This is a genomic window from Paenibacillus sp. FSL R5-0810 (assembly GCF_038002285.1).
Lineage (GTDB): Bacteria > Bacillota > Bacilli > Paenibacillales > Paenibacillaceae > Paenibacillus_AQ > Paenibacillus_AQ lactis.
Map to the genome: position 1 here is coordinate 4,315,086 of NZ_JBBOCF010000001.1, position 12,364 is coordinate 4,327,449.

A 12,364-nucleotide genomic window follows, 5' to 3' on the forward strand; every position below is an offset into this window, starting at 1 on the left:
TCTTCGTATTTGCGCTCGTGAGGCCTGGTGGCCATACTTCGAGCCTGCATAGGGGCTGTCTTCAGGGTTTTTCATTTCCAAAAAATCCGGTTGGACAGTCCCTTTGCTTTTCCCTGTAACCTGACAATTTGGTACAATAACAGACGTTAGTACAATGTCAATTGAAGGGAATTTTATCGATATGTTCAAAATCTTGATTGTTGAGGACGACACCCGTCTCGTCAGCCTGCTGAAAGAGCATCTTCATAAATTCGGATATACGACCCAGTCCGTGGATGATTTCGAAACGGTCCGCGATCAATTCGAGGACTTCGATCCCCATCTCGTGCTGCTGGATATCAATCTGCCCAAGTACGACGGTTATTACTGGTGCCGTCAGTTCCGGAGCCTCTCCACCTGCCCGATTATTTTCATTTCGGCCCGCGACGGCAAGATGGACCAAGTGATGGCGCTTGAAAACGGTGCGGACGATTACATTACCAAGCCGTTCGATTACGAGATCGCCATGGCCAAGATCAAGAGCCAGCTTCGCCGCGCCTACGCGCCGGGCACAACGAACGGACGCTGTCCGTTTCTGGCCTTACGCTGGACGTCGAGCGTCTCTCCCTGTCGCTGGATCAGGCTCATACCGAGCTCAGCCATACGGAGGCTAAAATTTTGGACGAGCTGATGAAGAAGCCCGAGCAGGTTGTCAGCCGTGACCGCCTGCTTGAGAAAATCTGGGATGACCAGGCCTTCGTTGATGATAATACGCTAAATGTGTACATCACCCGTGTTCGCAAAAAACTGGCGGCGCTTGGCATCCAAGAAGGACTCCAAACCGTACGCGGGCGCGGCTATCGCCTCATACCGAACTGGAGGGATGACGCATGAGACTGTTCCTGCAAGAGCAGCGTCCTTTAATCGTCGTCTACATCGCCCAGCTGCTGCTCGTATCGCTTATCTACCGGCTGGACGGCTACCGCAACGGCAAGGTCGTCCTGTACGCCTACATGATCAGCCTCCTATTGCTGCTGGGCTATTTGGCATTCCGCTATATCGCCAACCGCTCCTTCTACCGCCGGCTTGCCCAGCCGATCGCGGGCGAAGCCGTTACCGGCGAATCCTCGGCCGAATCCTCCCATACGCCGCTTGCCGAAGCCCTGCAGCAGCTTCTGCGCAGCCAATTCCGCCAGTACTCGACCGAACTGCACAACTATAAGCATAAAATCGAGGGACATCTCCACTTTATCAACCAGTGGGCTCATCAGATGAAAACACCGATCTCGGTCATCCACCTGATCCTTCAGGACGATGACGACCCGCGCTTCGCCGCCATCGGCGACGAGCTCGACCGGCTCAAAAAAGGCCTCGACCTTGTCTTATACACTGCAAGGCTCGATACCTTCGAGCATGATTTCTATGTTGAGCAGCTGCCGCTGGAGCAGGTCGTCCGCGGGGTAACCTCCGAACAGAAACGGCTGTTCATCCGGCGCCGAATCTATCCCGCCGTACGGATCGAGAGCGGCTTGACGGCCGCCTCGGACGAGAAGTGGCTGTCCTTCGTGCTCACGCAGATTTTGACGAACGCGGTTCGGTATACGCTAAAGGAGCAAGGCACGGTCCATCTGACCGGCTATGCGCGAGGTGAGCAGGCCGTGCTGGAAATCCGGGACGAAGGCATAGGCATTCCCGCAAGCGACTTGCCGCGCGTCTTTGACCCTTACTTCACCGGAGAGAACGGACGCCGGTTCCAGGAGTCGACAGGCATGGGGCTTTATCTTGTGAAACAGATACTGGACAAGCTCGGTCATGCTTTGGAGATTGAATCCAAGGTGGGTGAGGGCACCACGGTCCGCATTATTTTTGAACGTTCCGTTCGCTAAAAAAACCTTACAAGGTTGTAAGGAAACTGTAAGTTACGGACATGGCGGAGCCGGATGCAGGTATTTTACAATGATAGCAACGTACACAAGGAGTGAAGTTATGCCGATCCTTAGCGTCAAGCACCTATCCAAAATCTACGAAGGCAAAGTGGCGTTCCAAGCGCTGAACAACATTCACTTCGCGGTTGAAAAAGGAGAGTTCGTCGGGATCATGGGCCCGTCCGGCAGCGGCAAAACGACGCTGCTGAACCTGATCGCCACCATCGATCAGCCGACGGCGGGCGAGGTCATCATCGGCGGACGCAATCCCCATCTGCTGAACCGGACCGAGATGGCACTGTTCCGGCGCCGGGAGCTGGGCTTCGTGTTCCAGCATTTCAACCTGCTCGATACGTTGACAGTCGAGGAAAATATCGTGCTGCCGCTAACCATGGAGGGGATGCCTTTAGTTGAAATGGAAGCTAAACTGAAACGAATCTGCGGTCAGCTCGCTATCGAGCCTATCCTGCACAAGCGCACCTATGAAATATCCGGGGGGCAGATGCAGCGGACCGCCATTGCCCGGGCGCTCATTCAAGAGCCGTCCCTCATCCTGGCCGACGAGCCGACAGGGAATCTGGATTCCAAGGCATCCAAGGACGTCATGCAGACCTTGTCCGCCGCCAGCCGGGAGGCTTCCGCCACCGTGCTGATGGTGACGCACGACCCGGTTGCCGCCAGCTATTGCGACCGCGTCTTGTTCATCAAGGACGGGCAATTATATAATGAAATGTATTGCGGCGACAACCGCCAGGCTTTTTTCCAGAAAATTATCGATATGCTCGCCCTGCTGGGAGGAGGAAGCCATGACCTTTCGACAATTCGCTTTTAGAAATGTCTTGAGGAATAAACGGACGTATGCAGCCTACTTCCTGAGCAGTGCATTTTCGGTCATGATTTTCTTTGTGTGCTCCCTGTTTTTGTTTCATCCGGAGCTTTCTCGGCAAATGTTCTATCCGGTTGTTATTCAGGCCATGGTTGGCGCCGAGCTTATCATGTACGTGTTCTCGTTCTTCTTCGTGCTGTATTCAGTGGGGGCGTTTTTGAAGACGCGAAAGCGCGAGTTCGGCATTTTGTTCATGCACGGCATGACTGACCGCCAATTCAACCAGATGGTGTTCCTGGAAAACATGATCATCGGCATAAGCGCCATCGCGACCGGGATCTTGTCCGGCATCATCACCGGCAAGCTGTTCCTCATGGCCGGCTCGGCTTTTCTCGGGGTGCCTCCCCTGCCGTTTCGCCTGTCGCTGCGGGCGCTGGGGCTGACCATCGCCAGCTATGTGCTGCTGTTCATCGTGATTTCAATGTTCACCTCCAGGCTCATGCGGCCCAAGGCGCTCATCGACCTGTTCCAATCCGGGCAGCGTCCGAAGACAGCTCCGAAGACGTCGCCCTGGCTGTCCGTTCTCGCAGCCGTCCTGCTGATCGTCAGCTACACGCTGGCGGCCACGACCACGGCGTCTACGCTTGCTCTGCGGATGTTTCCGGTAACCTTAATGACGATGCTCGGCACCTACCTGTTCTATTCGCAGCTTGGCGTAGCCCTGGTGCGGCGAATGAAGAACAGCCGCCGATTTACCTGGAAACGGACCAAGCTGATCCTGCTGTCCAGCCTGCACTACAGGCTGAAGGACAATGCCCAGATGTTTGCCATGGTCACCATCGTGCTGGCCGTCTCGTTCTGCTCGGTCGGCGTGTTCGCCTCCATCCCGGTGCTCACCAAGCAATTTAACGAGGATTTCCCTGCCTCCATCGGCTACATCGCCAAGGAAGGAAACACCGCCGAGAGGGAGCATCTTCAGACCATCCGGCAGGAGCTGGATGAACGTAAAATACCGTTTGAAACGTTGTCGTTTCACGTTAAATATACCGAAGCCAATCCCGATTCTTCCCGGTCGGAGGTCCCGCTCACCCTGCTGTCCTTCTCCGACTACAAGGAGGCTGTCCTGATGGCCGGACTGCCGTTTAACGAGCCTCCGCTGGAGGCTGACGCTGCCCTTGTCCTTGTCGCATCGCAGAACGACCGGGCCTATATCCGGACCCGGCACCATGTATCGTACCAGATTCCGGATACGGATATCCGGCTGCGCGAGGTCGGGTATTCGGAGCATGCCGGCGTCCCGGAATATTTGCTTCCGAAGCTGGATGGAGACGACCGCTTTGGCGGTCTGGTCATCAGCGATAACATGTTTGAGCGCATCCCTCCTTCCCGGACAGAACGGTACACCGGCTTTTACATCGAGGATTTCCGGCAGACGGAGGGCGTCGCATCCCAGCTTGCGCCCAGAGGGGCCGTCCGTTATGAAATGAACCGTCCTTACGCGCTTACCGTAAGCGGAACCCTCTTCGCCCTGCGCGATAGCCTGTACAATATGCTGCTTTTTGCCGCTTTGCTCGTCGGAACCGTATTTTTTATCGCTGCCGGCAGCTTCCTGTATTTCCGCCTGTATGCCGATCTTGACTATGACCGCAGGCATTATGCCACCATCTCGCGGCTTGGCATGACGGACAGGGAGTTTCGGCGAATCGTCACCGGACAGCTGGCTCTGCTCTTTTTCGTTCCGATCGGACTTGCGATCACGCACAGCATCTTTGCGTTCATCGCGCTGCAAAGCTATTTCTATCTGTCCATTGCGGCCGAAATGGGTATCGTGCTGCTGAGCTTCCTCATGATGCAGATCCTGTACTTCTACTTTATTCGAAGCCAGTATTTGCGCAAGCTGAAGCAGACCCTGATCTAAGAGGACCAGCGATCGACGCTCCCAGGCCTTTAACTATGTGAAAGAGGTGTAACTTTTGGAAAACTGGATTACGGATATTATGGAGCAATTCGGCTATGTCGGGATATTCCTGATGATCGCCCTGGAAAACGTGTTTCCTCCGATTCCGTCCGAGGTGATTCTCACCTTCGGTGGGTTTATGACCACCTATACCAAGCTTAGCGTCCCCGGCGTTATTCTCGCCGCGACCATCGGTTCCGTCGTCGGAGCCGTCATCCTGTACGGTATCGGCCGCCTGCTGGACGTGGAGCGGCTCGAGAAGATCGTGGATCGCTGGGGACATATTCTCCGTGTGAAAAAAGAAGATATCCGCAAAGCGGATGCATGGTTCGATAAATACGGCTACTGGACGGTGCTCTTCTGCCGCATGATTCCGCTGATCCGGAGCCTGATTTCCATCCCGGCGGGCATGTCCAACATGAAATTCGGCATGTTCCTCCTCTTCACCACGATCGGCACCTTGATCTGGAACGTCATTCTGGTCTCGGTCGGCGCCGCGCTTGGCGAATCCTGGGAAGATATCGTCGCCTTCATGGACGTATACTCCAATATCGCTTATGCTGTAATAGCTGTGGCCGTTATCGCATTCCTGATTATCTTTTTCCGCAAGCGGAGAAAATCCGCTTAATAATCGCATCATGTGAACAATTATGGTACGTGAGGTCCGCGTGACCGGTCGACCTCCGGCTTCTTCATGCGATAAATCATTAACGGCGCTGCATTTTTACATTTTTATTTTTTAGTAAGGGAGAGACTGTAGGTCATGGATTTTATAACTATCCTCAAAGCAATCATTCTGGGAATCGTCGAGGGACTGACCGAGTTCGCTCCCGTTTCCTCTACCGGCCATATGATCATCGTGGACGACATGTGGCTGAAATCCGAAGAGTTTCTTACGAAATACGTAGCCAACACCTTTAAGGTCGTCATTCAGCTTGGCTCGATCCTCGCGGTCGTTGTCGTGTTTAAAGATCGCTTTCTTGATCTTCTCGGCCTGAAGCGCAAAAAGCCCGAAGCTGGCGCTCCCGCCGGTACCGGCCGCCTGAAGCTGAGCCAAGTGATCGTCGGCTTGATTCCTGCTGGCGTGCTGGGCGTATTGTTCGAAGACTTCATCGACGAGCATCTGTTCTCGACGGAAACGGTGCTGATCGGCCTTGTTCTCGGGGCGATCTTTATGATCCTCGCTGACAAAATGAGTTCGAACAAGGAAGCGAAGGTCGTAACGGTCGATCAAATTACGTACAAGCAGGCTTTCAGTGTCGGCCTGATTCAATGTCTATCGCTCTGGCCGGGCTTCTCCCGTTCAGGCTCCACCATCTCCGGAGGCGTCATGCTCGGCATGAGCCACCGCGCAGCGGCCGACTTCACATTCATCATGGCTGTGCCGATCATGTTCGGGGCAAGCCTGCTGTCCTTGCTGAAAAACTGGGAGTATTTCACGATGGATGCACTGCCGTTCTTCATCGCCGGGTTCTTGGCGGCCTTCGTGTTCGCGCTGATCTCGATCCGCTTCTTCCTGAAGCTGATTAACCGGATCAAGCTGGTGCCGTTTGCGATTTACCGTATTGTGCTGGCAGCGGTTATTGCGCTTGTGCTTTATCTGTAAGAATACGAGAGTATCACGCGCCGGAGACGCTTCGCGTACGTATCGTTCCTGCGATCGCTGTTGTCGACGAATTTCTCGAATTGTCATTGGTATAGGGGAAATCCGTCGACAGCCTATGCTTCCGATGCGAGCTTTCCTTCGGAAAGCTTTCAGGCGAACGCTACGCTTCTACGGAATCGATTCGTCCGCTCCGCTGGTGCGCACAAGAAGAGCTGCAACATCCCGCTGCCTATGTTGGGGGAAATAAAGGAGGGCAAGATTTCACCTCTTGCCCTCCTTTTTGTTGTTAATGAGCGTTTCGAGGGAGGCTATTTGTTGTGCCAGGGCTTTGGGGAAGTCAATAGCTGCACTTAGGGCAGTACGTAAGGGGAGTCCCTTCTCTCTCTCTTGTCTCCGCACGCATATTCGCTCCGAAAGCTTCCGCATCGTATGCTCCACCTATAGCGAAGACCAGTTTCACCCAATGCGGTTTGGTTACGCCCCTTACGGTCTGCTCACCGTTTAGCAGGGCTTCACCTATCCGTATTGGTTACACCCTCTGGCTGGATCAGCGGCTCCTTGGAATAGTAGCACACCGCTTTCCCCTGCGAGCTTGCGTATTCGATCTCGCCCCGGGTGCTCTCACCGATATATCCGTTCACATCGATGACGTAGATCTCGTCCGACATGTCGATTTTACGGAAGTGCAGCTCCTTAAGCCGCGCCTCCTGCTCCGGCGTGATGTCGATGCCGTCGCTCTGCTCGAAAAAACCGACGCTGAGCACGATATGCCCGCTCAACGTCAGGGCCGCCTCAGCCTCCCGGAATTGAGGCTTGAACCTGGTCGACCCGCATAATGTAATGACTTTCATGCCTGCGCTCTCCTTTTCCTCAACGGTGATTAAGTGCATTTTGTCAGTCCCCAATTTTTCGGTGCCAATGATCCGGTTCGCTGGCGCCAATGGGCGCAATCGCCCTACTCTTCAAATGACAGGTTGGACGGTTCGTCCAACAGCTCATAATGTACGTCCAAATGGGTGGTTGGGACACTCAGGTCCACTTCTTCGAATCGGAAGCTGTCCACCCATACCTGGCCCGCTCCCATCAGGAGTACGCCGATCGAGATCGTGGCGCTCTCCTCCGGTACATCCAGCACAATGGCGTAATGGTTCCAATTCGTGCTTCCGGTGATGCGGCGGTCGTGCATGTTATCGAACTGCAGCACGTCCTCGGCGTGGTTGTCGATACGCATCCACAAGCCGCAATACTCGGCGACGTTGTCGGTTTTGACAAAGCCGGAGAATCTCATCCGCTTCCCCCTGTATTTATCGGCTTTGAACTGCTGCATCATCGTGGCGAAAGCGCCGGGGTCCATCGGCGTCAGGGCGCGTAAATAACCGGATGCGCTACCTTGGTGCACGACGGTCCGATCGACTCCCATTTCATAATCCTGCGGGTGGCTTCCGCTCAGGAACCAGCCCTTTAGAGCGGATGGATTGTTTGCTTGTTGATTCATGTTATCATCTCCCTTGGCTTGGATTGAGCTTTGCGCGTGGAGCAAGAAGATTTTCCGGTAGCGTCCGGGCGGAATGCCGTACATTTTCTTAAACGCTCGCGTAAAAGACTCCTGGCTCTCAAAGTGGCAGTGCAGCGAAATATCGATGATCGGCGTCTCGGTGTGGAGCAATAGCTGCGCTGCCAAAGCCAGCCTGCGTCTTCTCAAATAGTCCGCAATATTCAAGCCGACCTCTCGCCGGAACAGTCTGTGAAAATGGTGCGGTGAAAATCCGGCATACGAGGCGATATCCGCCAGCGTCAGCGGCTGCTCCAGATGCTGCTCCATATACGCAATGCTTTTTTGGATAATCTGTTTCGTGTTCAAGGCGGGCCCTCCTTTGCCCCTAAGGATAACAAAACGAGCGTCGTCATTTTTGATCTTTTTTGCCAAAAAAGAAAGACCTCTTCAATCAAAGAGGCCTTTCTTCGAATTTTTAGGGTATGCGGTGCGGTATGCAGCTAAAACCCGTTGATTCGCCTATTTGCCACTGAGGCAGTCCCGGAACAGATACCGCTGGAACTTTAGGTTTCTGAACCGGAAGGTGCGGGGAAATCCCTTACTTCAGGCGGACCGTTTGTTTCGAGCTTGCCGATGCATACGCCGCCAGCGCCACCCGCGCCGAATAATATCCGTCTTCACCGGAAATCGCAACCGGCTTGCCGTCCCGAATGCTGTCCACGAAGCTGTTAATGAGCCCTTCATCCATATCGTCCCCCCAGAAGCTCCAGGCGGCTTTGCCCGTGATATCGCTGTACACATCGTTCTTCTGGGCGAACGAATCGATGTTAATCACGCCCTTGGTACCGATGATCTCCAGCGTGACATCCCCCCATGTCGGGAAGGTCCGGTTTCGGGACCAGCTTGGATCAAGAACAGCCACAACGCCGTTTGCAAATTTGACATGGACCATGCCGGCATCGTCAATATCGGTTTCATGAAACAGTGTTTCCGCATGGGCGTACACTTCCTCCGCGACGCTGCCGGTAAACCAGTGCATCAAATCCATTACGTGAACGGTATGGTCCAGCACCGCTCCGCCGCCGGAATGCTCGCGCTCGATAAACCATCCCCCCGGCATGGTGCCCCGGTTGGTTCCCTTCATCGCCAAGATCTCGCCGATCTGACCGGCGTCGATCGCTTCCTTCGCCTGCCGGACCGACGTAATGAACCGGCACGGGAAAGCCGTCATCAGCTGCACGCCGTTGTCCTTGCAGGTCTGAATCATATCCAGCATCTCGGATTCGGACAGCCCGAGCGGCTTTTCGCAGAGAACGTGCTTGCCCGCAGCCGCCGCCCGCTTCGTGATCTCCGCATGACGGGCATTCTCGGAACAGATCACAACGGCGTCCAAATCTTGTGCCAATAGTTCATCGTAATTCGCATAATACGGAATGCCCCGCTCCACCGAGTAAGGGCGTACCCGCTCCGCATTCTCATCGGCAATGCCGACCACCTCAACGTCTTCCCGTTTCTGCATGGAATTCAAATAGCTGACCGCATGCATATGGGCAAAGCTGATAAATCCGACTTTAATTTTGTTCATGATGCATTCCCTCCCATAATCACAGGCTGTCCCGTCCGGGCCGAACGCTCTGCCGCCAAAGCGATTTCTACCGCATAGCAGGCATCCGCCGCGCTGACCCTAGGTTCGCTGCCGTCTTGAATGCACTTGATGAAATGCTGCACCTCATCATAATACGGATCGTGGAGGCTGGGGCTTGAAGGAATCTGAACGGCTGCCTGTTCTCCCGACGGTCCGGCGGCAAGCTTGATATCCAGCGACTGCACCTGATTGCTGTCAAACCGGATGATCCCCTGGTCTCCCGCAATTTCAAACTGGGTTGTAAACGGTCCGGGATAACCCCAGTATCCGGTTAGGTTCGCAATTGCGCTGCTTTTGAATCGAAGCGTGACCTGGGCATATTCCATCTCAGGCTCTTCCCGTTTGATCACGGAAGCGAAGACGGACTCTACTTCGCCGAACAACCAGCAGGCAAAATCAATATCATGAATCATTAAATCCAGAATGACACCGCCGCTTTGATCATGATTGCTGTACCAGCCGTCCATTCCCTTCGGATAGGAGCCGTATCGCTTGAAGTGGGCCATCTTCGCCGTTCCGATCACGCCCGAATGCGCTTGACGGTAAGCATTTGCATAATTCGGGAAGAAGCGCACGACATGCCCGATGAATAACCGGACGCCGTGCTTCTCGCATGCAGCCTTCATTTCAAGCGCATCCTCTAGCGTGAGCGCCGCAGGTTTTTCGCAGATGATATGGAGTCCCTTCTCCGCCAGCTTCAGGACAAACGGTTTATGCAGATAGGTCGGCAAGCAAATCGCAACCGTTTCCAACTCTTCCTGCTGAAGGAGCGTATCGACATCCGTATATGCCTTCGCACCGGACACGGCTGCAGCCTTCTCCGCCCGCCCGGCGTTAATGTCTACAACACCCGTAACCTTGACTCCAGGCATGGCTGCAAGATTGCCCGCGTAAGCCATTCCCATCGTTCCACAGCCTATGATCGCTATGTTCACGTTAAATTACCTCCATTATCCTTGAATGATGATCTCCTCGCACCGTTTTTTTGTTGGTGGCCAGGACGGTAGTGCCTTCTTTTGAAAATATGGCTGACCTACATAACATTCTTCAACGTTCTTCGCATTCCTGCTCAAGAAGACGGATTATGTCATTTTTTGAAACCCGGTCGTTAACTTGGTAAAGTGTATATAGATGCTTCCATAAACACAGAATTTTCGATCCAGGGCAAGAGGTGGGGAGTAACAATGCACGTCGGACTTTTACCGTTCCTCCTTCCGAATTCGGGCGCCGCTTGCCGGATCCTTCATGTTTAGACACAATTACCGATACAAGAAAGAGAGAAAGGGTGTAGAGAACAATATGACGAATCCCGTTGTATCAACCAAGTATGGACGAATTGAAGGCCGTTTGGAGAACGGCGTCCGCATATGGAGAGGCATCCCCTATGCAGAGCCGCCGATCGGCAAACTTCGCTTCCGCCCTCCTGTACCGCCGGCAGCCTGGGAAGGGATTCTGGATGCACGCCAGTTCTCTCCAATGTGCCCGCAGCCCGTGGAATCCTCCTCCAGCATGATGACCGGTGCGGTTACGAAGACGATGTCCGAGGATTGCCTGTACCTGAATGTATGGGCACCCGGGCATCAAGCCGGGGAGCCGCTGCCGGTCATGGTATGGATTCACGGCGGCGCATTTGTAACGGGCTCGGGCAGCCTGCCGACTTATGACGGCCATTCCTTCGCCACGCGAGGAAACGTCATACTGGTCACGATCAATTACCGACTGGGGCCGTTCGGCTTTGTCCATCTCAGCCCTTTTCACGAAGCCCTCTCTTCCAATGTCGGTCTGCTGGACCAGATTGCGGCGCTGACGTGGGTTAAGGACAATATCGCCGCATTCGGCGGGGACCCTGACCGGGTTACCGTCTTCGGCGAGTCGGCTGGCAGCATGAGCATTGCCGCGCTGCTCGCCATGCCGGCAGCCAAGGGGCTGTTTCATCAAGCTATCATGCAGAGTGGAGCTTCGCAGGCGCTGCCTTCGGGACAGGCGCAGCAGATTGCCGACGGCCTGCTCCAGGAGCTTGGCGTAACCGCCGATGGGCTGGATCAGCTGGAGGCCATGACTGCGCAGCAGATTTTCGAGGCCGGGGAACGACTGAAGAAGCGGATCGGGCCCGGCGTGAACATGATCTTCCAGCCTGTCGTCGAGCCGGACACGCTGCCGCTAGAGCCGCTGCAGGCGGTGCAGGCCGGGTCAGCCGCATCCGTGCCGCTGCTCATCGGAACGAATCTCGAGGAGGGAGCTTTGTTCTTCCGGCCTAACTCGCCGCTGATCAAGGAAGAGCATCTGGTGCATGCTGTCGAAGCGATGACCGGGATTCAGGACGCGGGCGCCTTTACGAAGCAATATCCTTACACCATTGATGGCCATGCCCAAATCATGACCGACCTCTATTTCTGGCGCTCTGCCGTTCAATTCGCGGCAGCTCACAGCGGGCAGGCTCCGGTCTGGATGTACCGGTTCGATTGGACGCTCCCGGAGCATCCGGTTCTCGGCAAAGCGATGCATGCTTTGGAAATCCCGTTCGTGTTCAACACGGTACGACTGTTTCGCAACATTGGCGTTGAAGTTGACCGGGACACGCAGTCGCTTGCAGAACGGATGCAGGATGCCTGGGCCGCATTCGCCCGCACCGGATCCCCGGACACGCCGTCGCTGCCTTGGCCACAGTACGACCGGAGCGAACGGTCGACGATGATTTTCAACCGCCACAGCGAGGTTGCCAGCGATCCGGATTCGGACAAGCGCATGATGCTGGGATTGTAGAATTACGGGGCAAGGCGGAATGATTTCCCTAGTCAATCCCGATTTGAGAAGCACCGGGACCGAGACAGCATTCGGGCAGCCGGATCTCGAACAAGCTTTCCAATCGATTAACCGAACAAAAGCTGTACGCCGCGCATGAACCACTTAGCGCGAGGGCGTACAGCTTTT

The 12,364-nt window shown here is 54.8% G+C and carries 10 protein-coding genes and 1 pseudogene; 7 read left to right on the forward strand and 4 right to left on the reverse strand.

From position 1 onward, the window contains the following. Positions 1–181 precede the first annotated feature (181 nt). The 6 genes and pseudogenes from MKX76_RS19190 (at position 182) to MKX76_RS19215 (ending at position 6,293) form a co-directional block, all read left to right on the forward strand. Positions 182–873, forward strand: a pseudogene (locus MKX76_RS19190) (response regulator transcription factor). Continuing rightward, positions 870–1,865 (forward strand): HAMP domain-containing histidine kinase, encoded by a 996-nt coding sequence (locus MKX76_RS19195; protein ID WP_340897459.1) that lies wholly within the window; start codon positions 870–872, stop codon positions 1,863–1,865. Before MKX76_RS19190 ends, MKX76_RS19195 begins: the two are co-directional and overlap by 4 nt. A 100-nt stretch (positions 1,866–1,965) precedes the next feature. Continuing rightward, complete coding sequence (locus MKX76_RS19200; RefSeq protein WP_251535944.1) at positions 1,966–2,736, forward strand: ABC transporter ATP-binding protein; 771 nt, start codon at positions 1,966–1,968, stop codon at positions 2,734–2,736. After that, positions 2,711–4,648 (forward strand): ABC transporter permease, encoded by a 1,938-nt coding sequence (locus MKX76_RS19205; RefSeq protein ID WP_144878033.1) that lies wholly within the window; start codon positions 2,711–2,713, stop codon positions 4,646–4,648. The genes MKX76_RS19200 and MKX76_RS19205 overlap by 26 nt, the downstream gene beginning before the upstream one ends. A gap of 55 nt (positions 4,649–4,703) precedes the next feature. After that, complete coding sequence (locus MKX76_RS19210) at positions 4,704–5,315, forward strand: DedA family protein (RefSeq protein WP_251535946.1); 612 nt, start codon at positions 4,704–4,706, stop codon at positions 5,313–5,315. Positions 5,316–5,450: 135 nt separating this feature from the next. Then, positions 5,451–6,293, forward strand: coding sequence for an undecaprenyl-diphosphate phosphatase (locus tag MKX76_RS19215; protein WP_007132453.1), 843 nt, complete (start codon positions 5,451–5,453; stop codon positions 6,291–6,293). A 512-nt stretch (positions 6,294–6,805) separates the two neighbouring features. Here MKX76_RS19215 and MKX76_RS19220 read toward each other — a convergent pair. The 4 genes from MKX76_RS19220 to MKX76_RS19235 form a co-directional block, all read right to left on the reverse strand. Continuing rightward, positions 6,806–7,144 carry a hypothetical protein gene (locus MKX76_RS19220; RefSeq protein WP_341034460.1) on the reverse strand — a complete coding sequence of 113 codons (339 nt, stop codon included), beginning with the start codon at positions 7,142–7,144 and terminating at the stop codon, positions 6,806–6,808. Positions 7,145–7,248: 104 nt separating this feature from the next. After that, on the reverse strand, positions 7,249–8,154 hold the full coding sequence (locus MKX76_RS19225; protein WP_341034461.1) for an AraC family transcriptional regulator: 906 nt from the start codon (positions 8,152–8,154) through the stop codon (positions 7,249–7,251). A gap of 232 nt (positions 8,155–8,386) precedes the next feature. Beyond that, positions 8,387–9,373 (reverse strand): Gfo/Idh/MocA family protein, encoded by a 987-nt coding sequence (locus tag MKX76_RS19230; protein WP_341034462.1) that lies wholly within the window; start codon positions 9,371–9,373, stop codon positions 8,387–8,389. Then, entirely contained in the window at positions 9,370–10,368 is a 999-nt protein-coding gene (locus MKX76_RS19235) for a Gfo/Idh/MocA family protein (RefSeq protein WP_007132457.1), read from the reverse strand. Before MKX76_RS19235 ends, MKX76_RS19230 begins: the two co-directional genes overlap by 4 nt. A gap of 364 nt (positions 10,369–10,732) precedes the next feature. Here MKX76_RS19235 and MKX76_RS19240 point away from each other — a divergent pair, with 364 nt between their 5' ends. Continuing rightward, the gene (locus tag MKX76_RS19240) at positions 10,733–12,196 is read left to right on the forward strand and encodes a carboxylesterase/lipase family protein (protein ID WP_007132458.1); all 1,464 of its coding nucleotides are present in this window, start codon (positions 10,733–10,735) and stop codon (positions 12,194–12,196) included. Positions 12,197–12,364: the final 168 nt, after the last annotated feature.